The 23281-nt window shown below is 50.5% G+C and carries 23 protein-coding genes; 5 read left to right on the forward strand and 18 right to left on the reverse strand.

The genetic code is table 11. From position 1 onward, the window contains the following. Window positions 1-417: 417 nt before the first annotated feature. From PsW74_RS05145 to PsW74_RS05160, 4 genes are read right to left on the reverse strand one after another with little or no spacing between them, the layout of a single operon-like run. Window positions 418-735, reverse strand: a complete 318-nt coding sequence (locus PsW74_RS05145) for a lipid-A-disaccharide synthase N-terminal domain-containing protein (RefSeq protein ID WP_057464408.1) — start codon at window positions 733-735, stop codon at window positions 418-420. Then, entirely contained in the window at window positions 735-1511 is a 777-nt protein-coding gene (locus PsW74_RS05150) for a glycosyltransferase family 2 protein (RefSeq protein ID WP_082830486.1), read from the reverse strand. The genes PsW74_RS05145 and PsW74_RS05150 overlap by 1 nt, the downstream gene beginning before the upstream one ends. A 53-nt stretch (window positions 1512-1564) precedes the next feature. Next, window positions 1565-2629, reverse strand: coding sequence for a phosphatase PAP2 family protein (locus PsW74_RS05155; protein WP_063289170.1), 1065 nt, complete (start codon window positions 2627-2629; stop codon window positions 1565-1567). Beyond that, window positions 2629-4371: a glycosyltransferase family 39 protein gene (locus PsW74_RS05160; protein ID WP_208987847.1), complete on the reverse strand. Its 1743-nt coding sequence runs from the start codon at window positions 4369-4371 to the stop codon at window positions 2629-2631. The genes PsW74_RS05155 and PsW74_RS05160 overlap by 1 nt, the downstream gene beginning before the upstream one ends. Window positions 4372-4949: 578 nt before the next feature. On the opposite strand from PsW74_RS05160, the gene PsW74_RS05165 reads away from it, so the two are divergent. Further along, window positions 4950-5504 (forward strand): CAP domain-containing protein, encoded by a 555-nt coding sequence (locus PsW74_RS05165; protein ID WP_208987848.1) that lies wholly within the window; start codon window positions 4950-4952, stop codon window positions 5502-5504. Between the two features lie 218 nt (window positions 5505-5722). Continuing rightward, on the forward strand, window positions 5723-7771 hold the full coding sequence (locus tag PsW74_RS05170) for a M3 family metallopeptidase (RefSeq protein WP_063289171.1): 2049 nt from the start codon (window positions 5723-5725) through the stop codon (window positions 7769-7771). Window positions 7772-7851: 80 nt separating this feature from the next. Here the strand turns inward: PsW74_RS05170 and PsW74_RS05175 are convergent, their stop codons facing one another. The 3 genes from PsW74_RS05175 to PsW74_RS30095 form a co-directional block, all read right to left on the reverse strand. After that, window positions 7852-8271 (reverse strand): DUF423 domain-containing protein, encoded by a 420-nt coding sequence (locus tag PsW74_RS05175; RefSeq protein WP_057464405.1) that lies wholly within the window; start codon window positions 8269-8271, stop codon window positions 7852-7854. A 241-nt stretch (window positions 8272-8512) separates the two neighbouring features. After that, complete coding sequence (locus PsW74_RS30090) at window positions 8513-8932, reverse strand: linear amide C-N hydrolase (protein ID WP_275484639.1); 420 nt, start codon at window positions 8930-8932, stop codon at window positions 8513-8515. A gap of 74 nt (window positions 8933-9006) precedes the next feature. After that, the gene (locus PsW74_RS30095; protein WP_082830487.1) at window positions 9007-9663 is read right to left on the reverse strand and encodes a linear amide C-N hydrolase; all 657 of its coding nucleotides are present in this window, start codon (window positions 9661-9663) and stop codon (window positions 9007-9009) included. A 149-nt stretch (window positions 9664-9812) separates the two neighbouring features. Here PsW74_RS30095 and PsW74_RS05190 point away from each other — a divergent pair, with 149 nt between their 5' ends. Then, window positions 9813-10277 carry a GNAT family N-acetyltransferase gene (locus PsW74_RS05190; protein ID WP_063289174.1) on the forward strand — a complete coding sequence of 155 codons (465 nt, stop codon included), beginning with the start codon at window positions 9813-9815 and terminating at the stop codon, window positions 10275-10277. On the opposite strand, the gene PsW74_RS05195 is transcribed toward PsW74_RS05190, so the two are convergent. From PsW74_RS05195 to PsW74_RS05225, 7 genes are all read right to left on the reverse strand, one after another. Then, entirely contained in the window at window positions 10269-10712 is a 444-nt protein-coding gene (locus tag PsW74_RS05195; protein ID WP_063289175.1) for a GNAT family N-acetyltransferase, read from the reverse strand. The two genes, PsW74_RS05190 and PsW74_RS05195, sit on opposite strands and share 9 nt — an antisense overlap. Continuing rightward, window positions 10712-11185, reverse strand: coding sequence for a GNAT family N-acetyltransferase (locus tag PsW74_RS05200; RefSeq protein ID WP_063289176.1), 474 nt, complete (start codon window positions 11183-11185; stop codon window positions 10712-10714). The genes PsW74_RS05195 and PsW74_RS05200 overlap by 1 nt, the downstream gene beginning before the upstream one ends. A 69-nt stretch (window positions 11186-11254) precedes the next feature. Further along, on the reverse strand, window positions 11255-13087 hold the full coding sequence (gene recJ, locus PsW74_RS05205; protein WP_063289177.1) for a single-stranded-DNA-specific exonuclease RecJ: 1833 nt from the start codon (window positions 13085-13087) through the stop codon (window positions 11255-11257). Between the two features lie 96 nt (window positions 13088-13183). Beyond that, window positions 13184-14179 carry a class II fructose-bisphosphatase gene (gene glpX / locus PsW74_RS05210; protein ID WP_063289178.1) on the reverse strand — a complete coding sequence of 332 codons (996 nt, stop codon included), beginning with the start codon at window positions 14177-14179 and terminating at the stop codon, window positions 13184-13186. A gap of 46 nt (window positions 14180-14225) precedes the next feature. Further along, a complete protein-coding gene (locus tag PsW74_RS05215) occupies window positions 14226-15551 on the reverse strand; it encodes a homoserine dehydrogenase (protein ID WP_063289179.1) in 1326 nt (441 codons plus the stop codon). A 31-nt stretch (window positions 15552-15582) separates the two neighbouring features. Next, on the reverse strand, window positions 15583-16794 hold the full coding sequence (locus PsW74_RS05220; protein ID WP_057464398.1) for an LL-diaminopimelate aminotransferase: 1212 nt from the start codon (window positions 16792-16794) through the stop codon (window positions 15583-15585). A 316-nt stretch (window positions 16795-17110) separates the two neighbouring features. Then, on the reverse strand, window positions 17111-17440 hold the full coding sequence (locus PsW74_RS05225) for a hypothetical protein (RefSeq protein WP_208981937.1): 330 nt from the start codon (window positions 17438-17440) through the stop codon (window positions 17111-17113). Between the two features lie 539 nt (window positions 17441-17979). On the opposite strand from PsW74_RS05225, the gene phaC reads away from it, so the two are divergent. Continuing rightward, window positions 17980-19788 carry a class I poly(R)-hydroxyalkanoic acid synthase gene (gene phaC / locus PsW74_RS05230; protein WP_063289180.1) on the forward strand — a complete coding sequence of 603 codons (1809 nt, stop codon included), beginning with the start codon at window positions 17980-17982 and terminating at the stop codon, window positions 19786-19788. Window positions 19789-19851: 63 nt separating this feature from the next. Next, complete coding sequence (locus PsW74_RS05235; protein ID WP_208981016.1) at window positions 19852-20445, forward strand: DUF6653 family protein; 594 nt, start codon at window positions 19852-19854, stop codon at window positions 20443-20445. Window positions 20446-20448: 3 nt separating this feature from the next. On the opposite strand, the gene PsW74_RS05240 is transcribed toward PsW74_RS05235, so the two are convergent. The 4 genes from PsW74_RS05240 to PsW74_RS05255 form a co-directional block, all read right to left on the reverse strand. After that, a complete protein-coding gene (locus PsW74_RS05240) occupies window positions 20449-21327 on the reverse strand; it encodes an FkbM family methyltransferase (protein WP_208987849.1) in 879 nt (292 codons plus the stop codon). 176 nt (window positions 21328-21503) lie between these two features. After that, window positions 21504-21980, reverse strand: coding sequence for a 30S ribosomal protein S9 (gene rpsI / locus PsW74_RS05245; RefSeq protein ID WP_057464395.1), 477 nt, complete (start codon window positions 21978-21980; stop codon window positions 21504-21506). Between the two features lie 2 nt (window positions 21981-21982). Further along, a complete protein-coding gene (gene rplM, locus PsW74_RS05250; RefSeq protein WP_057464394.1) occupies window positions 21983-22447 on the reverse strand; it encodes a 50S ribosomal protein L13 in 465 nt (154 codons plus the stop codon). A gap of 231 nt (window positions 22448-22678) precedes the next feature. Next, window positions 22679-23155 carry a hypothetical protein gene (locus tag PsW74_RS05255; protein WP_208981018.1) on the reverse strand — a complete coding sequence of 159 codons (477 nt, stop codon included), beginning with the start codon at window positions 23153-23155 and terminating at the stop codon, window positions 22679-22681. Window positions 23156-23281: the final 126 nt, after the last annotated feature.

The raw sequence follows: 23281 nt of genomic DNA on the forward strand, positions 1-23281 counted from the left end.
TTCTCTAAAAACGTCAAGAGGTTTTTATTAATAAGTTAGTCTACGAGGTGCTATTCATCAACCACTGCAAAGTTTCTATGCAATTTATATCTCAGCTGCACGCGCTTTAACCATTAATCAAAATTGCAAAATATAGTTCTTTATACACCAGCAAACAAATTAATCCAAACAATACTGAAATAGAGAGGAAATATTACTTAGACTACAAGCGCAATGAAAAAACTAACCTTAAAAACTGACCGCAAAATCTGAGCAATTTTCTTCAAAAATACGTATTTCACACTAACCTTTACAATCCCACTGCACAAATAATACGCAATTTTACGAAAATCCCACAAGGAAGTCTATCTTCCCTATGGGCAAATAGCGTTCAGCTATACTGGTGTATTCAGAGTGCATTTATTGCGGATAAATCGCCTAGAAATTCGGGTCCTTGCGTTTTTCCTTGTAGATAAGCCATAGATTTCGGAAATAAATGATCAATCCGAGCCCCTGTCCCGCAATAAAAACCGGATCCTTCTTGACGATAGCGTAAGTCAAAAGGAGCGATCCACCCCCTATTGAGAAGAACCAAAAAGCCACCGGGACAATCGATCGCCCCACCCGCTCAGAGGCAATCCATTGGATCATAAAGCGCATCATGAACATGAATTGCGCGACAAATCCCCATAGAACCCAAAAATCCCACTGAGCGACGAAAACATCATAAAGCCAGTCATACAAACCCGAGAACATCAATGGTCCTCCTTAGCAGGGGACACATCCGAATCTGTCACCATCACCACCTCGGGAATGACTTTTCGACGTCGACGCAACCACCACACACCAAACAGATCAAGGACCCCAACAAGCGCCCGGTCAAAGATCCCATATTTGGAGACCCCGTGCTCGCGCTCACGGTCGACCACATCCACATGAACCACCTCGTATCCTTCACGGATAACAAGGGCCGGCAAAAACCGGTGCCAGCTGTCAAAATACGGCAGTTTCAAAAACACATCACGACGCAACAACTTGAGACCGCATCCGCTGTCTCGCGTGTTATCTTTCAGGATTGCGCCACGCAGCTTATTAGCCGCTTTGGAAGCGTAACGTTTGAAGAGGCTGGCTTTTCGCCCCAGTCGCTGCCCGGCAGCAAGACCAACACGCGCACCGCCCTTCTCCATCGCCTCAAGCATTTCACGATAATAGATCGGATTATTCTGCCCATCGCCGTCAATCGTGGCGATATATATGCCCCGAGCGTGCAATAAGCCCGTTCGTACAGAACAACTCTGCCCACCAGACCGCTTATGATGGATCAACCGCAAAAAGCTGTGCTCCAACGCATAGCGGCGCAAAACCTCAAGACTATCGTCAGTAGAGCCATCATCAACCACAATGGCTTCAAACCTGTAGTCCTTCAAAGCTTCCGCAATTTCATCCAGCAATGGAGGAAGATTATCTCTCTCATTCTTGGCAGGGATAACGACGCTAACGTCAATCTCATTCACACCAGCATTCTTGGTCATTCCAGTTACCCCTACCCTGAGACGGAACTCCGCTCAGGCTAAGGACAACGACCTCAATCAGCCCGGAGTGTCTCCGATTGTTTTTGTGCGGGAGAAAAACTGTCAGATCGCGCTGCTCGCCAGGACCTCAAACATAAAGCCGCAGAGATACTGCTCATGATCGGTTGCACACCGCCTTTATCATCAAATGAAAACCCGATCCGCCGACGAGCCATCCAACGGGCACAGCAATAAGAAAATGCTCCACCTATGATAATGCCAGCGACAACATCACTAGGATAATGAGCTCCCACAATCACTCTACTGGCAGCAATCCAAAGCCCCACAACAGCAAGCAGCCACCGAAGTCTGGGAGCAATCAATGCCAAAGCAACGATCAGAGCACCAGCCGTTGTCGAATGCCCGCTTGGAAGGCTCGAAAGCTTTGCCTCCCACGCGAAGAAGTCGAAATACATTGGCCCCATTTCATCAAAAAGGGTTGGTCGGGCACGCCCGATATTCCATTTCAGAGCAATGGCCAGCAGCCCACTAACAGCGACAACAAAGAACAGATAACTCCCGTATATCGTCAGATACGACACTGCCATCTTTCTACGAAACGGGAGACGCTGCCAGCCGCCAAAAATCATTGCTAGAATCCATAGTCCCGTTGGGAACAGGATCCAGTCAGACTTGCCGACATCTGTAATGACCTCGAAAATATCGTGATAGGCAACGGGCAGTTTCCGAGCCCAAATCGGGCTGCTGTGGTCCAGAAAGACCATCGCCAGACCGCACAGCCCAATCAATAAGGCCGCAATATTTTGTGGCTTCAAAAGTGGAGGAAGAGCAGCAGCGGCAACAGAGCTCCGCGCTCTTCGGTTTTTCAAAATTGCAGAGGTATGCCCAACATGCCGTCTCGCATTATTGCCAGCAACACGTAAGGCTTCAATCAGACGCTCACCAATTGATGGAGTGGAATCTTCTTCCCGCGGAGCATCTTCCTTGTAGCTTTGCTCATAAGACGCAGCACTCTCGGCGTCCTTTTTGAAAGGCTGCGCTTCGCGTGATTTATCTTTTGTTTGATCCACGTCCTGAACTGGACGCTCTAAGGTATCTATGGAGCCGTCATCATTCATCACGTCGCCCCACCCGCAGAAAAAATGTGTATCAGCAATGCTTTACCGCCATTAATATTCAGGCCAGATACAGTTGATACGTCTGAAGCCTTCATCCCCAACCGAAGAGCTTCCGCATCAAACCGATCCAGTTGCCGTCCTTCCACCAGCACGACTCTGCAGGTCCCCTTAGGCACTCCGGCTTTCTGGCTTCCGTCCGCCAAAAAACGCGCTGCAGCTTCTGCGCCAAGTAATTTTGCTTGCGTGCCCTGCAAAAATACAAAGCTGGGCTCATAAAAACCTGCTGTTGCAACGTCTTTCCGCTCACATCCCGGGAGCTGCTCAACAGCTTCCACGAGGCGACTGGAAATCCAGATGGTCGACAATGCCGGACCAGAAAATGCCCAGAAGCCGATAAACATCAGCAAAGCAGAAGCCCCCACCGTCGGCAATGCTCCAACAAGCTCTCCGCCAATCAGTTTACGAGTGGCTGATAACGCTGCCATGACAGCCAACCCGCACAGCACAACACCGGGAGGGGACGGCCACAGATCAAGCAGCAAAGGCCCAACAACAACAGCAATCAAAATGCCCAGCGGCACCAGCAGGAATAAAAACGCCGAGGCATATCGCCAATAAACGCTGGCCTGCTTTGCTCTGCCAGTCGTCAACACAGCTGCTGCCAACAGCGCCAGTACTGGCATCATCGGCAGTGTGTAGTGAGGCAGTTTAGTTGAAACCAATTCAAATATGACCCACGACGGGATCAGCCAACACAACAAGAATCTATAACAATATTTATTCAATTCCTGCCCAATTCCCTTAATAGCCACAAGGAGAAAAGAGGGGATTGGCCAGAAAATAACGAAACTGATTAACAGGTGCATGAGTGGTGGAGCACCGTGAGCCTCTCGCCCGGTTCCCACTTTCCCCCAAAGGTCACCGCCCAGCGCATCCCAGAAGAAAGCACCCTTCGTTTCGATGTAAATGGCAATAAGCCATGGGGAGACCAATGCAAGAAACAGCAGAAAACCGGCGATTGGAGCGAGTCCTTTCAACCACGAGATCCGTCTTTCCCAAAGAACCAACGACAGGATGGATAGGCCGCATACCATAAGAATGATCGGCCCCTTGATAAGGGTGCCCAGCGCCAACCCAACCCAAAAGAGCACGGCAGGATTCCACAGCGCTTTGCTTTGTTGCGCCATCCACACTCGAGCCAGCGCCCCTTGAGACAACATCACACATGCCAGAAGCGCTGCATCCGTTTTAGCCAAATGTGCTTCAACATTTAAAATGAGAGCTAATGCAACAAGCAGCGCACCTAAAAAGGCCTCCTGCTCCCGAAAAAATGCTCGCCCAGTCCAGTACGTCAGCAACACAGCTGCAATTGCGCCAATCACAGAAGGGAGACGATAAACCCAAATGGGCGCATGCTCTCCATATCCCAACAGTTTGGCAGCACCTACTTGTGCCCAGTAAATTCCGATCGGTTTTTTGTTTCGTGCCAGCTCTTGATAGTGAATGGAAACGTAGTTGCCTGTCTCCATCATCTGTTTGGAAGCCTGAGCAAACCTCGGCTCATCACGATCAAGCGGGGGAACGGACATCAACCCCGGCAGGTACAAGCACAGACACAAAAGCAAAAGAATGATCGGGGCCAGCCGGTCGTGCGCCACCAGACGAAGCCAAATAGCCTGTTGATCAGACCTCTCAACCTCATCCTCACTCAGAGACATTGCAAGATTCATTTGCGCAGACATAACCGCCTTGAGGCCCTCCACACTCCCAAAAAAACATGGTCTGAGAGACTGCCGCTCCCTGAGAACAATACGCAGCCGATCATCTGGAACACATTCCCCAAAACTCCCCACTCAAATGCACGGTGGGCCTGAATCCATAAGCAACACCCTCCCCTGGAAAGCTGAAGAGCACCTGAGTTGCCCCTTCCAATTGTGTCTTCAGCATTTGACACTCTGTGAGGTTTCTAAAACTCATGGCTTGTCTTCACTCTTCTTTGAATTCACCTGAAAATCCGAAGGAGAGAAGTATGAGGGAAATGTACTTTTGTCAACTTTATTGACAATAAATACTTTTAAATGATGTATTTCAATATGTTACAATTAAACAACCAACTCTATATCGCTCTATACTGGTATTCACATGATTGCTCATTGCTCCGCACGACCAGCAATCGAAGAGCCAAAGCCACTCCTTTTAAGGACAATCAAAATAAAGAAACAGCTTGGGAATTACGTGGATTACTCGCGATCAGTACAGTTTCGGCCAAATTTCATGCCTAAGATGAAATGAACTAATCGGGCATTTCGGGATTAAACACGTGCGTTTGGAATTAAGGGCAACTGCTGCCTTGCTGCTGGCAGGAACACTTGCTGGCTGCGCTGGCTTGGGCATAGAGACATCAAAGAATGTTGAGCTGTCTCAGATCGCAATCAACAAGAATGAAGCATTGCGCCAGACCAATGCGTGGCGTGCGACGCATTCCCTGCCGCCAATCAAGCTGGACCCACACCTCAGCGAAGTCTCACAGGATATGGCCGATCACATAGCCCGCCTGGATTCGCTCAAAACCAGACGCCACTCGTCCTCCAGCCTCATCAGTCGCACCCAGACTAACGGATATAAATCCTTTGCAGGCGCAGAAAATCTGGGTGCAGGTTACGCGAACATTTCGGCTGCAATGACGGGCTGGAAAACCTCTCCCGATCACAACAAAAACCTGCTCAACAAGAACGTCACACATATGGGCATTGCTCGCACCAATCGAGCAGACGGCACCTACCGGAATTTCTGGGTCATGACACTCGCTGCCCCTCAAAAGCCAGTGACGGCAACAGGTTTCACCACAGTCTCACTACCCTTCCCAATCCAGTAACTTCCCTTGCGCCGAGAATTGATTAGGGGAATTTTCACTCCGCTTCCTTTACGCAGTTGCAAATAGCACCCATATTCACATCTCCAGCGCGCATTCCCATGATGAGGCATTGCCTCCTTGAGGGAATACGCGTCCATCAATTGATTGAAAACAGTCTGGCTCTCCCCTCAAGCAGACCTGAGCCCAGTCTGAATTTTGAATTTCATCGGAGATTTAATATGAGCGAGACCGCAAAGGTTCTTCTGCAAGATTGGAAAACCCCGTTCGGACTTCCACCGTTTGCACAGATCAAGCCGGAAGACTTCGAGGGTGCATTTGAAGAGGCCTTTAAGGCAGGCGAAGACAACATCACTCGCATTGCTCAAAATCCTGAAGAACCAACCTTTAAAAACACCATTGCAGCATTGGAACTGGCCGAAGATGCTCTTGAGCAGGTTGCAAGCGTGTTCTTCAACCTTTCCTCGGCAGATACCAACGAAACCTTACAACAAGTCGAGCGCAATGTTTCACCAAAACTGGCGGCCTACAGCACTAAGAAGTACCTGAACCCTGCCCTCTTTAAGCGTATAGAAACACTGATGGCGAAAAAGGACACGCTGGACCTGACATCTGAACAAGACCGTGTGTTGGAGCGCTATTACGCCATCTTCCATCGCGCTGGTGCTGGTCTGGACTCCAGTGGCAAAACCCGTATCGCGGAAATCAACGAGCGTCTTGCAACTCTGGGCACCAGCTTTGCGCAAAATGTTCTGGCTGATGAAGCCTCCTACAAACTCGTTTTGGAAAACGAGAGCGATCTGGAAGGCTTGCCGGAGTTCCTTGTAAAAGCCGCTAGTGCTGCAGCTGAAGAACGTGGGGAACCGGGCAAATACGCCATCACCCTCTCCCGCTCTTCCATTGAGCCGTTCCTGCAGTTCTCCAAACGTCGCGACCTGCGTGAAGAAGCCTTCAATGCCTGGGCAAGCCGTGGTGACAATCCGGGAGAAACCAACAACTCAGTAATCGTCCGCGAGACTGTGCAGCTCCGCAATGAGAAAGCCAAACTCCTCGGCTTCGAAAACTTTGCGGCATTCAAGCTGGATGATGTCATGGCAAAAAACACAGGTGCAGTGGATGATCTGCTCTCCAATGTCTGGGGACCAGCCAAGGCTCGTGCACTGGAAGAAGCCGCTGACCTCCAAGACATGGCCCAATCTGAGGGCGACAACATTGAGATCGCTCCGTGGGACTGGCGTTACTATTCAGAGAAGGTCCGCAGCGCTAAGCATGATCTGGATGAAGCTGAGATCAAGCCGTATTTCCAACTGGATCAGATGATCGAAGCGGCCTTTTACACCGCAACCCGTTTGTTTGGCCTCTCCTTCAAAGAGCTGAAGGGACAAGACGTCTACCATCCAGATGTGCGTGTTTTTGAAGTCTTTGACAAAAACGGCGACCATCTCGGTATCTTCATCGGCGACTACTTCGCCCGCGCTTCAAAGCGTTCCGGCGCATGGATGAGCGCCTTCCGCTCACAGCAGAAGCTGAAAGATGATGTCCCCCCAATCATCGTCAATGTGATGAACTTCTCAAAAGCACCAGAGGGTGAGCCAACCCTGCTGACCTTTGATGATGCACGCACACTGTTCCACGAATTTGGTCACGGCCTCCATGGCCTCATGTCCAACGTGACACACCCACTTGTTTCCGGCACCAGCGTGGCACGGGACTTTGTGGAACTGCCATCCCAGCTCTTTGAGCATTGGCTGGATCAACCGGAAATCTTGAAAAAGTATGCCCGCCACTACCAGAGCGGCGAAGTCATTCCAGAAGAGCTTTTGGAGCGTCTGCTCGCAGCAGCCAACTTCAACCAAGGCTTTGCAACGGTTGAGTATCTCGCAACTGCTCTGGTCGATATGGCAATCCATAAAGAAGATAAACTCGACGATCTCGATCCGGCTCAGATGGAAAAGAAGATCCTTAACGGCATCGGAATGCCGAAAGAGATCATCATGCGTCACCGCATTCCACACCTCCTGCACGCCTTTGCGGGAGACGGATATTCTGCAGGTTACTACAGCTATCTCTGGTCAGAAGTGATGGATGCTGACGCATTTGAAGCTTTTGAAGAAACTGGCGATACGTTTGACGCCGACACAGCAGCCAAACTGGAAAAGTTCATTTACGCAGCAGGCGGATCTCAGGATCCGACAAAAGCTTATATGGACTTCCGCGGCAAACTGCCATCCATTGAGCCGCTTCTCAAAGGTCGCGGGCTGGTCAACTAAACATCAGACACCTAAGTCAGATAGCAAAAAGGGCGGACCATACAGTTCGCCCTTTATCATGAGAACTTAAAAGGAGAAGGCTAGCCTCTCATCATCCGGTTGAGACCACTTAAGAAAACAAACAGCCAGCCCAGGATCATCAGCATGCCACCCGTCGGGGCAGCAAAATCAAAGAGCTTCTCACCAACGAACAAGCGCTGAGCCAGATCACCACAGAACAAACCAACACCGGCAAACAGCAAGAGCATGGCAAATGCAATGCCTTTGGAGCCCGTAATCCCGTGTGCAACACCCAGTCCGACAAAAGCGGCGGCATGCATCATCGTGATTTGAGAGATAATACCCAGATACTGGTTATCGACCGCGTGCGAACTGGCCGCCGAAGTCAAAATGGCAATAACACCGCAAAACCCGCCTAGCGCCAATCCAAGACCAAGGCCCTGACCAAGTCTGATCCGTGGCTGGTCAACAGGCACCGCTTCACTTGCACTATCCGGCATGGCTGCTCCTTAAATCCCTATTCCAAATAACATACTGCGTGAAACACAGACACGCATCAACTGCATATAGGATAGCCAGCAAAAATTACAAAACCCTCAGCAACGCACCACCATGATTGATAGCTGATAAGAACATGCACCCCGCTGCAGTCCCTCAACACCTGGTCCTGCGACAAACAATAGGCTCTCTCCTCGACTAGAGAGAAGGCTGCAAAGATTGACTCTTTACAGCCTGCATCACTTATTTCGCAGCATCCGCTAGATTGCTAAACGGATCAGCCACCAGCGGCTTCAAGATTGTTAGCGTAGACCCGTCCGGGTCAAAGTCCTTAAAGCTCACAGAGTTGAAGTTCATCGCATTGAGCTTACGCACATAATAAACAGCACCATTCAGGTCTGCCATAACAGACCATTGCGTATAGTCTGGGTTGTCGTCTTGCTGAGAGTTCGCAGACTGGGCCGCATCCGGCGCTTCCGGTTGTGCAAAGCCTTTCGGAATGTCGAAGTTGTTCAGAATATGCCCAGCAACATTGAGGTTCTCTTTTGCAGTTTCATGTTCCTCAGCTGTCGTCACAAACGCCGTCACGCGCACAAAACGCGATGGCGGCGTTACATCTCCCGGCACGCCCAGCATACCTGATCCTTGCCCCAGTGGTTGCAGCTCACCTTCTGGAAACTTCTTTCCAGCCGAGTTATAGGCGTCAGGTTCACGTAATTGCGCAGATTGGTTAAGTGCTAATCGAACTGTGGCGAGTTGGTCATCACACCAAGCTCATTATCGTAGATCTTCAAGCCATCATCGACAGGCTCAATCACGATGGACTTTCCAGAACGGTCATGAATAGTGAAGTGCAGCGGAGGCACTTCGCCAAGCGGAGCAAAATCAACATCGACCAACTTGATCGACTTGACGGCTTCTTTCACCTCTTCAACTGTCTCAAACTGCGATAGGACCCAAACGAGAAAATCAATCGGCGCAACTTCATCATCTGCGCCACTCGCCTTCACGTCAGAATACTCTGCAAAACCAGGGAAGTAGAGCGCTCCAGCTGCAAGACCAGCTTCATTTACACCATCAACAATCGCGGTCTCATGCTTCATTGCATTCATACCGATCACAGCATACTTGCTTTTCCACTTTGCCCCTTCCCATTGTGTATCCCCGTTAAGCTCTCCAGAACTCGTGAGCTCATAATTGCGTGGGATCAGAGAAACAGTGGACTCGGTTTCAAAGCCGAACTCCATGGTCCTCCCATAGACACGTCCGTCATCTTTGGCCGTAACAACAAAGCTCGTGCAAGCAGATGCACCAGCAATTGGTGATATCAAAAGGGTGGTCGAACACAATCCAGTCAGCACAACGCGCTGCATTTTTGAAAATAATGATGGCATGCTAAGCTCCTTTTAGCTTTTTGCATGCGTATCGTCTCTGGAGATCTCCAAGAAATGCATAACGTTTGCATTCGATTATTCTGAAGCTTAGTAAGTGCTTTATGTTGTTGTTTTAATGAGAAATATTTAGAGCTCAGTTGGAGAAATCAATGCACAAAACTCTGAGCATCTCAAACCTCATTGATGTTCCTCACTTCCTTGAGCCAGCTGCAAAAGGCATGTGGCTGGAGTGGTGGGAAGAAGAAGGTCATCCGATTGAAGATGTTTATGTGGAACTGCGCACGAGCCTCAGCGAGGAAACCATTCCAACAACATTGATCGCCCACGACCAGACCGGGTTCCTTGGTATGGTCATGCTGGTGCGCTCAGATATGAGTAAACGCCCGCAATATGCGCCATGGCTCGCGTCCCTATGGGTCGCTCCCGAGCACCAGGGAAAAGGCATCGGCTCCCGGCTGACGAAGGAGCTGGAGACACTCGCCTCGAACGATGGCACACCGCACATCTACCTCTTCGCAAAGCGCAGCCTGCGCGGGTTTTATGAAGGTTTGGGCTGGCTTTGCATTGAAGACGATGTGAATGGAGTAGATATTTTCCGCAAGCAATTAAGCTGAAACAGCAGGCCGCTTCATCAACACCTTATGCAATCCAGGCCCATAGCCATCCGTCTCAACGGACTCAGCGACAAACCCCATTCTCTCATAGAAGGGACGTGTATGCTGCAAGGTATCGATGTAAACTGTCTGATCCGGATAGGCTTCCGCAATACGCGCAAGCCGGAATTGCACGAGCTTCCTGCCAATTCCCTGACTGTGCAGTTCACGGCGTACCATTCCCCAAGTTAGCCCAACCCCTTTAGCGTTCAGGCAATACCCGCCAGCAGCAACAATCACTCCATCTCGCTCAACGACAAAGTACGGATCATCAAGCCTTTCCAGGTCCTGGCTGTATTCTTCCAGCTCAGTCTCCATGAAATACTTGGGAACGTTACCCTTAAAGATCTCAAGGCATGCATCGTAGTCAGTTGTTTGATACCTGCGAAAGTCCATCACACAGTCCTTGGTGGTCTTGGTTCCAAAACATATCGCATGACAGGTAGTTTTCGCCCTTCAGGAAGGGAAGGTCGATACCCAACTTCTTCTGCTCCCATACGCTCATAAAACCCTTTGGCGTGAGGATCAGAGACGATCACCAGCTCCGTCATCTGCTGAGTTTGCAGCCAGTTCTGTATGAAACCAAACATAATCCGCCCGGCTCCCTTACCCATCAGTTCCGGCAAAACCCAAAAATCTTCAAGCTCACAGCACTGCTCTGCATCAACGGAAATTGAGAATACACCAGCAATCCGGCCCTCATTTTCCAAAACCCAGAAATGCCTGTTTGCCAAGACAACCTCATCAACGATCAGATCAGGCAGCCAGACATCCATCATCTCCTGCGAATAGCCCCAATGGCCTTTCGCTGAGAGGATAACCTCATTCATCTCCGAAATATGCTGTGCTCTGGCCCTGATAATATTCAAGTTCAGGCCTCCTTAGATGGAGAAGACTAAACATCTCACGCAAGCTGGCACAATCCAATGAGACCGGACTTATGCTCCGTATTGCCCTCGGGTCGGGTCTGCCACATCAATAATGCGTAAGGATGGTTTCGCTTGCCCCTGCCACGTATCAACACTCAAACTACCAGCAATATGCAGGGGCTTGCCGCGGGCTTGTAAGAGCGCCTTCCCGTGAGGCTGGTCTTCAGCTTTAAAAGCAATCGCCTTGAGATTCGTTCCCTCATTGCCGCCAAGCGTCACACTCACATGACCTTGCCCAACCACCTTGGAAAATTTGATCGGCACAGATGGCAAGGCAAAGACAGGTTCTGCGTGCGAAGCACCATAAGGTCCTGCCTGTTCCAGTATATCCAGTAGGCTCAGATTTGCACCGGCAGGCGTCAGCACACCATCAATGGTGAGTTCATGGTCAGCAGAGGCCTGCTCCACATCCTCACTCAACTGCTCGCTCAGGAAGGCCTCAAACTCAGGCACTTTTGCCTTTTCAATGGTCAGCCCTGCCGCCATTGCATGCCCTCCGCCTTTGACCAGCAAACCCGCTTCAACAGCTGCACGAACCGCAGAGCCCAAATCAACACCAATGATTGAACGGCCTGAGCCAGTGCCCAAACCCTTTTCATTAAACGCCATCGCAAAAGCAGGCCGGCGGTAACGCTCTTTCAGCCGCGAAGCAATCAGCCCAACAACACCCGGATGCCAGCCGTCTGCTCCCGTCAAAAGCACGGCAGGAGGAACAGTGACCTCCATTTTCTGGAACGCCTGCCCCTCGCCTTCTTCCAGCATCACAGCTTCCATGGCCTGACGTTCCTGGTTGAGCCGTTCCAGCGTCGCTGCAATGCGCTCCCCCTCCGCCCGATCATCAGAGGAAAGCAGTTTCATGCCAAGAGCTGAATCGCCAATTCGCCCGCCTGCATTGATGCGCGGCCCAAGCATGTAGCCCAGATGGTACGGGGTCGGCTTTCCACTCAATCGGGAAATATCAGCAAGACAGGAAAGGCCAATGTTCTCACGCCGTGCCATCACTTTAAGGCCCTGCACCACATAAGCACGATTCAGTCCCTTCAGCGGCACAACATCACAAACAGTCCCAAGCGCAACAAGATCGAGAAGGTCCATAAGCCGGGGCTCAGCGCGCTGCGCAAAAGCACCACGCCGCCGCAACTCCCGGTTCAAACCAACAAGGAACAGGAAGGTAACACCCACAGCTGCCAGGTGGCCCTGCCCCGACAGATCATCCTGCCGGTTGGCATTCACCAGAGCATGAACTTCCGGAAAGCTCTCATCCACCTGATGGTGATCCAGAACCACCACTTCCAGTCCGATCCGCTTGGCTTCTTCAAAGGCTTCAAACGACGTGGAACCACAGTCTACTGTGACTAGCAACCGTGCCCCACCTGCATGAAGCTGATTGATTGCCGTTGGATTTGGCCCATAACCATCAATGATGCGATCCGGGATATAAACATCCGGCTCCGCTCCAAGCTGCATCAAGTAGCGCTTGAGCAAAGCAGAGGACGTCGCCCCATCAACATCGTAGTCACCAAAGATCGCAATCTTAACGCCCGCTTGCAACGCATCTGCAACACGCGCGCAGGCCTTATCCATATCCACCAGTTTGGAAGGATCCGGCATCAGGTCTTTAAGGGAAGGATTTAAGAACCCGGAAGCCTCTTCCAGCGCCACATTGCGCCCGGCAAGCACACGGCCAACCACTTCAGGCAGGTCGGTTCTTTGCGCAATGGCAAGTGCTTGTGAGAGCCCCTGATCATCAAGCCGCTCACGCCACATACGCGCGCTCAAAGACTTTTTGACACCAAGAACGACACGCCGCTCGGCACTGGATGCATCCAACGTCATAACCATAGAAAGAAACTGCCCGGATTCTCGTATAAAAGCAAAAGGGGCGAGTGCTCAACACACCCGCCCACTCTATTTATCTAGCTTGAAGGAAGCGCTAAATCAATCCAGATGGAATTTTTCCAACTGGGTATGCTTCGCTTCAATGAAACGAACAGTACCAGTCGTGGAACGCATCACAACAGTGTGGGTGGTGATGTTATCACGGCCCAGCTTCACACCCTTCAGGAAGTTACCAGTTGTCACACCGGTTGCTGCAAACAGAACGTCTCCGCCAGCCATTTCTTCCATGGTGTATTTGCGATTGATATCGTCAATACCCATGCGGCCTGCGCGTTCAACCTGCTCTTCACGGGTGATCACCAGACGGCCCTGCATCTGACCACCGATACAGCGCAGAGCTGCAGCAGCCAGAACACCTTCAGGTGCACCACCAATACCAACATAAAGATCGATACCGGTCTCTTCAGGGTCAGTGGTGTAAATGATGCCAGCAACATCACCATCGCCAATCAGGAAGATGGAAGCACCGGTGGCACGGATGTCGTCAATCAACTTTGCATGACGCGGACGGTCCAGCACACAGACGGTTACGTCTTTCACTTCGCAGCCTTTTGCTTTCGCAACAGCTGCAAGGTTTTCCTGAATTGGGCGATCCAGATCGATGGTACCCTCAGGATACCCCGGACCAATCGCAATCTTATCCATGTAGCTGTCAGGTGCGTTCAGCAAGCCACCTTCTGGTGCCAGCGCGATAACAGCAATGGAGTTTGGCATGTTCTTCGCACAGATCGTGGTACCTTCCAGCGGATCAAGTGCGATATCAACCTTTGGCCCGTCTTTGGTGCCAACCTTTTCGCCAATGTAGAGCATTGGCGCTTCATCACGTTCCCCTTCACCAATCACGACAGTACCGTCGATTGGCAGCTGGTTCAGTTCGCGGCGCATTGCGTCCACAGCAGCCTGGTCAGCTGCCTTTTCATCGCCCCGCCCACGAAGACGTGCTGCAGATACAGCAGCACGTTCCGTAACGCGTGCAAGTTCCAGTGTCAGAATACGGTCAAGAACGTCAGTTGCGTCCTGATGACTATCCGCCATTTAAACCTCTCGGGTGTCCTGTTTTCACGTTAAACGTGAGGAAGTATTATTTCAGGTTCTCAATTCGTAACATCTGAGGCTTACCAGAAGTTACTTTTTCAGCAGCAATCGCATCCAGAGCTTCGCGCACAGCCAGCTCAGTGGTCTCATGCGTGATAAGGATAACACTTCGCGGTGCTGCAGGATCGCTTACACCATCCTTATCATTTCTGGAATGCGGTCCACGTTGGACAATAGACTCAAGTGAGATCCCTTTGTCCGCCATACAGCGCGCAATTGTGGCAAAAGTACCGGCTACGTCCAACACAGCCAGACGAATATAGTAACCACCTTCATGCGCTCGCATACGCGCTGGAACATAATCTGCAAGTGTTGTCGCAGACTGACTAAACACCGGCAGAGAAACATCACGTGCAATATCGACCAGATCGGAGATCACAGAGGATGCTGTTGCATCACCGCCAGCACCCGGACCAACCAGCACCACTTCACCAACCGCATCACCATCAACAGCAACGGCATTCAACACACCATCAATGCGGGCGATCGCAGAAGATTTCGGCACCATAGTCGGGTGCACGCGCTGCTCGATCCCCGTATCAGTGCGCTGAGCAACACCCAGCAGCTTGATCCGGTAACCCAGTTCATCCGCAGCGCGAATATCAGCAGTCGTAATGGAAGTGATCCCTTCCACGTAGATCGCATCTGCATTCACTTCACAGCCAAACGCAAGGCTAGTCAGCAGAGCAAGCTTGTGTGCGGTATCAAAACCTTCGATGTCAAAGGTTGGATCAGCCTCCGCATAACCAAGGCGCTGCGCATCAGCAAGACACTCAGCAAACGACAAGCCTTCCTGCTCCATCCGCGTGAGGATGTAGTTACAAGTGCCGTTCATGATGCCGTAAACGCGGGACACATCATTGCCCGCAAGGCTCTCACGCATGGTCTTGATGATTGGAATACCACCTGCGGCAGCGGCCTCATAGTTGAGGCTCACACCTTTGGCTTCTGCAAGGTGTGAGAACGCAACCGCGTGCTTCGCCAAGAGGGCTTTGTTGGCTGTGACGACATGCTTACCGGTTTCTAGCGCAGTGCGAACACTCACCTCAGCCGGACCGTCTTCACCACCAATCAGCTCCACAAAAACATCAATCCCGTCGAACTTGGCAAGTTCAACGGGATCTTCAAACCAGGTCAATCCATCCAGATTAACACCACGATCTTTAGAGCGGCTGCGAGCACTCACAGCCACTACTTTGATAGGTCGGCCACATCGATTGGCAAGAACATTCGCCTTGGCCTCGAGGATACGCACCAACGAAGCACCGACGGTTCCTAGACCAGCAACGCCAACTTTCAAAATATCAGTCATAAATACCCAGTATCTGTAGGTGGGCGGACGCCTAAGCGCCCGATTTGCTCAATTCCTCAGAATTGCTGCCCGCGTCTTCAAAAAACTTCCGAATGCCACGTGCGGCCTGTCTGATACGCTGTTCGTTTTCAACCAGACCGATACGTACAAAACCTTCACCGTGTTCACCAAAGCCGATTCCCGGAGCAACCGCCACATCTGCCTTTTCAATAAGCAGCTTGGAGAACTCCAAAGACCCTAGATGTTTGAACTGGTCTGGAATTGGAGCCCAGGCAAACATGGATGCTTCCGGAGCAGGAATATCCCAACCAGCGCGTCCAAATGAGTCGATCAACACATCACGGCGCTTCTTATAGATCTCGCGAGTTTCACGAATGCAGTCATCTGATCCGTTCAGCGCAGACGCAGCTGCCACCTGAATTGGAGTGAACGCACCATAATCCAGGTAGGACTTCACGCGAGCAAGAGCCGCAATCAGACGTTCATTACCAACTGCAAAGCCCATACGCCACCCCGGCATGGAGAAGGTTTTGGACAAAGAGGTAAACTCAACAGCAATATCCATTGCCCCCTCTACCTGCAGGATGCTCGGAGGAGGAACATCACCAAAGTAGATTTCAGAGTACGCCAGATCAGAAAGCACATAGATTTCGTGCTTACGCGCAAAGGCAACCACATCGCGATAGAAATCCAGATCAGCAACACTTGCTGTCGGGTTCGCTGGGAAGCACAGAATAATTGCAATTGGCTTCGGAATAGAATGGACCACAGCCCGCTCCAGAGCCTCAAACAGCTCAGGACCCGGAGTTGCCGGGATAGACCGCAGCGAACCACCTGCCATCAGGAAGCCAAATGCATGAATTGGATAGGATGGATTAGGGACAAGCACCACATCGCCCGGCGCGGTAATCGCCTGAGCCATGTTGGCAAACCCTTCCTTAGACCCTAGAGTCGCAACAACTTGCGTATCTGGGTTTAGCTTTACACCAAAGCGACGCTCATAATAGCCAGCCTGTGCCTTACGCAATCCCGGGATCCCTTTGGATGCGGAATAGCGATGTGTGCGCGGGTTCTGAACAGTCTCCACCAGCTTATCGACAATATGTTGCGGAGTAGGCAAATCAGGGTTGCCCATACCCATGTCGATAATATCGGCGCCTGCCGCTCGCGCTTTGGCTTTCAGACGATTGACCTGTTCAAAGACATAGGGCGGGAGCCGGCGTGTCTTGTGAAAGTCGTCCATGACGCGAGCCTCACTTTCTTCAGTTTAGCGTTTCAAGCTATATTTTGATTTCTGTTCAAACTTGGTCCCGAGTCATTTCAGCCAAGTTTCCACGGCCTTTTAGCAGGTGCGAACATTTTTCGCATCATTCATGAGGGATAAAACCGACATTTTTTTAAAGTTTTCAAAGAAGATGTGAAACTTTAAATCCAAAGAAAAAGCCGCAGAATTCTGCGGCTAACAACGGGATCTGCAATTTCGACTTGAGAAATTAGACGGCTTTCACACAAAATGCACAACTAAAGGTGCATTCGCCACATGAAAATGCGGCGAAAGATTATTGCGCCTGCACATCCTGAGATTGCTCAGCCTGCTCACCAGCAATCGTTTTCAGCTGTTCGGTACTAGACTCAAAGCTCTCACCAAGACCTGCCCTGCGCTTACTCTCAGAGGAGATTGCAAGCAGATTGGCTTCAGAAGCCGCACGCTGTTCTGGGGAAAGCAAATCGCTGGAAACTTCTGGCGGCAGTTCAGCCACACCAGTCTGCTTTGCGCCGTTGCCTTTTTCGATGGCCTCGTAAACCGTCAAAGATTCGCCAAATGCACAACCGCCAACAAAACCTGCCAGCACAACTGCACAGCAAACTCGTTGAAACTTAAGCAACATCTGGAACCTCGCGTTTTATCTGATGACGACACAAAAGCAGCGCACATAACTTTATTAAAAATGCACTTAGCAGTTGCGTCATCCGTAGTCCACATATATTACCCTGTTAACAACACATAGTTTATTACTCTAGGGCAGTTGTCATTTACTGAACACAGAACACGATATACTCAAACCATAGCCGATAAATATTAAGAAGAAATACTATTATAATTCGGAGTATTCCGAGTTTTCCTCAAGAGTTGAACTCATCCATAAAACTTAAGAATAACCCAAAACTTCTCACAGTTCCGCAAGAGCACTTTACTTGCTAAATACCTACTAAGAATCCACCTAAGGACTAAGACAATCAGCATGGATTTTCACGTGCCTGTCAAAATTCTTAGGGATATACTCATTATGCCGTTTTTGTAGGCTAAGACACCGCCCCATTACGCATGAGTGTATGTGGTATATTTTTGAGCACGATCACGCACACCAAATACTATTGGGTCTGGCGAGTATTAATCAGACACCAGATACGAGGACTGAGCAGGCAAATGACCGGTGAAGACACCAATCCAATGTTGCAGTACATCCTCAATAATCCTGAGGAGTTTGCCAAGAACCTCTCCGAGATCGCCGAAAATGGCGGCAAGGCTCTGGCAGCCTATCTGGAGCCTCGCGAAAAAGGCGAAGCAGCATCCGGTGGCACCGAAGAACTCAACGCAGTGGTAAAGACACTCGCTGAGGTCGGCAATTATTGGATGAAAGACCCTTCCCGCGCCATAGAAGCTCAAACAAAGCTCTGGTCTGGATATATGAACATCTGGAACTCCACGCTCCAGCGCATGGCTGGAGAGGAAAGAGAACCAATCGTTGTCCCCACCAACACCGACAAGCGCTTTAAAGATAGCCAGTGGGACGACAACAACTTCTTCGACTTCATCAAGCAGATGTACTTGCAAACGAGCAACTGGGCTGAAGAACTTGCAGAAGGCGCCGATGAACTGGATGATCACACGCGCCATAAGGCGGGCTTTTACATAAAGCAAATCTCCAATGCCATGTCTCCGTCCAACTTCATCCTCACCAACCCGGAGCTGCTGCGCGAGACCATGTCGTCCAACGCCGGCAATCTGGTGAAGGGCATGAAGTTGCTCGCGGAAGACATCAAGGCCGGTCACGGAGACCTACGCATCCGTCAGACTGACCCGGACAAGTTTGAAGTTGGCGTGAACGTTGCTGTCACACCCGGCAAGATCGTAGAACAGAACGATGTTTGCCAGCTGATTCAATACACACCAACGACAGAAACAGTTCTCAAACGTCCGCTCCTTATTGTTCCGCCTTGGATCAACAAGTACTACATTCTTGATCTTAACAAGGAAAAGTCCTTCATCAGATGGGCAGTCGATCAAGGCCATACTGTCTTTGTAGTCTCGTGGATCAATCCGGATGAGACGCAGGCTCAAAAAAGCTTTGAGCATTATATGCGCGACGGCATTCTCAACTCTCTGGAGCGCATTCGCAAGACCACACAGCAGACGACCGTCAACGCCATTGGTTACTGCGTCGGCGGCACTTTGTTGGCTGCTACCCTCGCCTACCTTACCAAAATCGGAGAGCAAGATCGCATTTCATCCGCAACCTTCCTGACCACTCAGGTGGATTTCACCTATGCAGGCGACCTGAAGGTGTTTGTGGACGAAGAGCAGATCGAAATTCTTGAACATCGCATGGGCGAGAAAGGATATCTGGACGGCTCCAAAATGGCGACGGCCTTTAACATGCTGCGCTCCAATGACTTGATTTGGCCTTATGTCGTCAACAATTACCTGCGCGGTAAAGATCCATTCCCGTTTGACCTGCTCTATTGGAACGCGGACAGCACGCGCATGCCTGCTGCCAACCACTCATACTACCTGCGCAACTGCTACCAGAAAAACGCACTTGCGAAAGGCGAAATGGAACTGGCCGGGCAAAACCTCGACTTGAGCGATGTCCAGATCCCGATCTATAATCTGGCAACAAAAGAAGACCACATTGCACCTGCAAAATCCGTATTCAAAGGCTGCGGGTGTTTTGGCGGTCCCGTGGAGTACGTTTTGAGTGGCTCTGGCCACATCGCTGGCGTCGTCAACCCGCCCTCCAAAGAGAAATACCAGTACTGGACAGGAAGTAAGCCGGAGGGTGCTTTGGAAAACTGGATGCAAGATGCATCTGAAACCCCTGGGTCATGGTGGCCACACTGGCAAAAATGGATTACATCTCAGGATGATAATCAGGTAAAAGCACGCAAACCGGGCGCACGCCGCACAAAAATTTTGGAAGACGCACCAGGCAGTTATGTTAAGGTGCGCATATAAAGAGAACACGCAGTGAGTCTGCTCGACGCCACGCTTGTTCTCACGAAATAAATGGAGGACAACGTGGCAGGAGATCCTAAGCTATCACAAATGCAACCGCGGAAGATCGGCGGCTGGGATCCTCGACATGTTCGGCACCTGAACACACAAAGCGCGGCCCTCACGCGCATGAACAAGCCTAAAAACCTCTTGGCAAGAATCCTTGTGCTTCCTGCCTTGCTTGCACCTCTGTGGTATCAACCAGCACTCGGCTGGTTCTGGGCTTTAGCCCTTTCACTTGCAGCTGTTGCATGGGTTTGGGTCATTCCACCCTTTGGCAAAAAAGCAATTGGCGCAAAAACTTGGCTGCAAAAAGCGATGTTGGGTGAGAGAATGTGGCTGAACCGGATGTTTGTTCCAGTTCCAGCCCCTTATCATCAAAAAGCACTCGCTCTTCTTGTCATCGGGCTAATCGCAGTAGGCACAGCGATCTGGGCAGCAACTACCAACAATCTTCCACTTATGCTTACGGGTGGCATCCTCGCCTACCTCGCAAAGCTCGCCTCACTGTTTGTGATGGTGAAGGTCTTCGAGCATATGAAAAATGCCCATCCGCTCTACAAGAGCTGGCGAAACATTCCAGTCAACGACAACAGCCTGAAAGCAAAAGCGAGCTGAGTCTTAGTCCGCCAACAAGGGCGCACCATAACCGTCTTGCTTTGCAGAAACAGACGACGCACGCCCCTGCCCTGAAACAAACCAGTAATCTGCTCCGGAGAGTTCCGGCTGGGTGACCACATATCCCTGCAACTTCATAAAGGCGACTAAGGCATCTTGCTGCTTTGAGTTATGATTGTGCTCAACGCATAGGAAGTCAAACGTCCTGCGCGAAAAATCTATTCCCTTGAGAACCTCCAGCTCAGTACCTTCCGTATCAATAGATATAAAGGGAATGTGATCAGGCACATTGTGCTGAACCAGAATATCCTCAGTCCGAGCAATAGGAACTTCAATCTCGCGCCCGGGCTTAGTTCCTTGGCCTACAACGGAGAGCATCCCAGAGTACTCCGAAGTATCAGCACAAAAGAAGCGAAGTGCTCCCCCTCCCGAACTCCAAGCCGCTCTCTTATCCAAATCAGCGTCACGCCTTGAGCAAATCTGCTCCCAGCAATCTGAATTGGGTTCCACAAGCAAACCAGACCAACCCAATGCCCTCTCAAAAAGGAAGCTATTGGAAAGGTGCGTTCCATCTCCAACGCCTATTTCTACAAAAAAACCTTTTTGCTTCTCGTAGAATGGAAACTGTTTGAGGAAATGCAGCTCCTGAAAGCGCTGAGCACGGCAATAGTAAAAGTACTTCTCACTCAACCGCGCAAACTGCTCATCACCCAAGCCAACTCGCAAAAACTCTTCCAATCGCCTCATATTGGAAAAGCCCTTATGCTCTTTCAGATAAAGCACTCTCGAAGCACTCAGGTTCTTCTTATCCAACCTCAAAGCAAGACGAGCCAGCGTCCCACTTCGTTTATGCGGGGCAAGCCCCATTAGGAATGCCGACAAGAACTTTTGCGACCACCGGATCAATGCACATCCCCACCACAGTTTCGCACAAACGTGGCAGGCAAACCCCAGCGCAACAACTCTGCAATTTCACCCACGGCAAGACAGAGAGCCCAAATACAAAAAGGGCCGCCAAATGGCAGCCCTTTCCGTAAAACTGTTTCCAGTATCGCGTATTAGCGCTTGGAGAACTGGAAGGAACGACGAGCTTTACGCTTACCGTACTTCTTACGTTCAACAACACGGCTATCACGAGTAAGGAAGCCTTCTTTCTTCAGAACCGGACGCAGTGCTGGCTCGTAGAAAGTAAGTGCTTTAGAGATACCGTGACGAACAGCACCAGCCTGGCCGGAAAGACCACCACCAGCAACAGTTACGTTGATGTCGTACTGGCCATCACGCTCGGTGAGCATGATTGGCTGACGCAGGATCAGCTGAAGTACTGGACGAGCGAAATACTCAGCGTACTCTTTGCCGTTTACAACGATTTTACCGGTGCCTGGCTTGATCCATACACGAGCGATAGCGTCTTTACGCTTACCGGTTGCATATGCACGGCCTTGTGCGTCGAGCTTCTGTACATGTACAGGAGCTTCGTTCTCGGTAGGGGCGATTGCGCCGCCCAGTTCCTCAAGGGACTGTAGCTCAGACATAATTAACCCCTCTTCGCATTTTTAGGATTCATGGCTTTAACGTCTACCACTTCTGGAGACTGGCCATCATGCGGATGTTCTGCAGCAGCATAAACACGCAGGTTACGCAGCTGTGTACGGGAAAGAGGTCCGCCTGGCATCATACGCTGGATAGCCTTTTCCAGAACGCGCTCTGGGAAACGACCTTCGATCAGCTGACGTGCAGTGCGCTCTTTGATACCGCCAGGGTAACCAGTGTGCCAGTAGTACTTCTTGCTCTGGTATTTTTTACCAGTCAGTACAACTTTGTCTGCATTGATAACGATTACGTTGTCGCCATCGTCGATGTGTGGTGTGTAGGTCGGCTTGTGCTTGCCGCGCAGACGGTTTGCGATGAATGCTGCCAGACGGCCAACAACAACGCCTTCTGCGTCGATCAAGATCCACTTCTTGTCGACCTCAGCCACTTTAGTGGAATGAGTCTTCATAAGATCTACCGTAGTTTTGACGGTTAAAATTCTTGGGAGAAATTCGTTCAGGCCCGAAAGAGCAGCTAAACGTGATAGCTCCGTGTAGGAACGGGTAGATACGCGAGCTTAAGCACAACGTCAAGAACAAAAAAACACACACTCAAGCAAATTAATCAATAAAATCAAATAGATATAAAATAGGTATTATAATACCACACTTTTTCCGCATGAATCTGAGGTTTTTGCACCTCAGGAAACACCGGCAGCACGTGCAGCAGTCAAAATAAGGTCATCTACCTGCAATTCATAGAAGACCCAGTTGGCGCTGTAACAGCTGACATAATAACCAAGACCAGCAAGTGCCACACGATATTCGCGCAAATTAATGGGTGTAAAATGAACCGGATAGAAAAACCGCCAGCGACTTCGGGTCAGGCGTGTCGTCAACGTGGCATTTGCCAGCAGCAGATTGAAGAACACCAGGCTCACGAAGACGATTGGATCACCAATAAAGGCCGTATCCAGATAGAACATCGTCTCGCGGAATTCAGCAAAGACCCGAGGCTCACTGACCACATAAAGATCAAAGAATGCAGGAACAGCCAGAATCAAAAGGATATTCAGGGCTAGAAAGCCAATATAGCCGATCGTGGCCAATAGAGTTCCGAAACGGAGTGGCACCAACAGGAAATCAAAAATGAAACCGAAAAACGCACGATAGAACACAAGCCTGCTCCCCCACACGCCGTCTTCTCAGGTCTCCCATCCATCAAAAAACGGCCTTTGGCTTTAGTCCCTGAATTTTAAGTGGCTTTTTGCTTTTGGATCAACAGACAATTCAACTTTCTGGCA

Source organism: Pseudovibrio sp. W74 (assembly GCF_001623085.1).
Taxonomy (GTDB): domain Bacteria; phylum Pseudomonadota; class Alphaproteobacteria; order Rhizobiales; family Stappiaceae; genus Pseudovibrio.

Excerpts from the sequence above, each read along its gene's own strand:
- PsW74_RS05145 (WP_057464408.1), bottom strand. The coding sequence starts at position 735 with ATGTTCTCGGGTTTGTATGACTGGCTTTATGATGTTTTCGTCGCTCAG.
- PsW74_RS05150 (WP_082830486.1), bottom strand. The coding sequence starts at position 1,511 with ATGACCAAGAATGCTGGTGTGAATGAGATTGACGTTAGCGTCGTTATC.
- PsW74_RS05155 (WP_063289170.1), bottom strand. The coding sequence starts at position 2,629 with ATGAATGATGACGGCTCCATAGATACCTTAGAGCGTCCAGTTCAGGAC.
- PsW74_RS05160 (WP_208987847.1), bottom strand. The coding sequence starts at position 4,371 with ATGTCTGCGCAAATGAATCTTGCAATGTCTCTGAGTGAGGATGAGGTT.
- PsW74_RS05170 (WP_063289171.1), top strand. The coding sequence starts at position 5,723 with ATGAGCGAGACCGCAAAGGTTCTTCTGCAAGATTGGAAAACCCCGTTC.
- PsW74_RS05175 (WP_057464405.1), bottom strand. The coding sequence starts at position 8,271 with ATGCCGGATAGTGCAAGTGAAGCGGTGCCTGTTGACCAGCCACGGATC.
- PsW74_RS30095 (WP_082830487.1), bottom strand. The coding sequence starts at position 9,663 with ATGCCATCATTATTTTCAAAAATGCAGCGCGTTGTGCTGACTGGATTG.
- PsW74_RS05190 (WP_063289174.1), top strand. The coding sequence starts at position 9,813 with ATGCACAAAACTCTGAGCATCTCAAACCTCATTGATGTTCCTCACTTC.
- PsW74_RS05195 (WP_063289175.1), bottom strand. The coding sequence starts at position 10,712 with ATGGACTTTCGCAGGTATCAAACAACTGACTACGATGCATGCCTTGAG.
- recJ (WP_063289177.1), bottom strand. The coding sequence starts at position 13,087 with ATGGTTATGACGTTGGATGCATCCAGTGCCGAGCGGCGTGTCGTTCTT.
- glpX (WP_063289178.1), bottom strand. The coding sequence starts at position 14,179 with ATGGCGGATAGTCATCAGGACGCAACTGACGTTCTTGACCGTATTCTG.
- PsW74_RS05215 (WP_063289179.1), bottom strand. The coding sequence starts at position 15,551 with ATGACTGATATTTTGAAAGTTGGCGTTGCTGGTCTAGGAACCGTCGGT.
- PsW74_RS05220 (WP_057464398.1), bottom strand. The coding sequence starts at position 16,794 with ATGGACGACTTTCACAAGACACGCCGGCTCCCGCCCTATGTCTTTGAA.
- PsW74_RS05225 (WP_208981937.1), bottom strand. The coding sequence starts at position 17,440 with ATGTTGCTTAAGTTTCAACGAGTTTGCTGTGCAGTTGTGCTGGCAGGT.
- phaC (WP_063289180.1), top strand. The coding sequence starts at position 17,980 with ATGACCGGTGAAGACACCAATCCAATGTTGCAGTACATCCTCAATAAT.
- rpsI (WP_057464395.1), bottom strand. The coding sequence starts at position 21,980 with ATGTCTGAGCTACAGTCCCTTGAGGAACTGGGCGGCGCAATCGCCCCT.
- rplM (WP_057464394.1), bottom strand. The coding sequence starts at position 22,447 with ATGAAGACTCATTCCACTAAAGTGGCTGAGGTCGACAAGAAGTGGATC.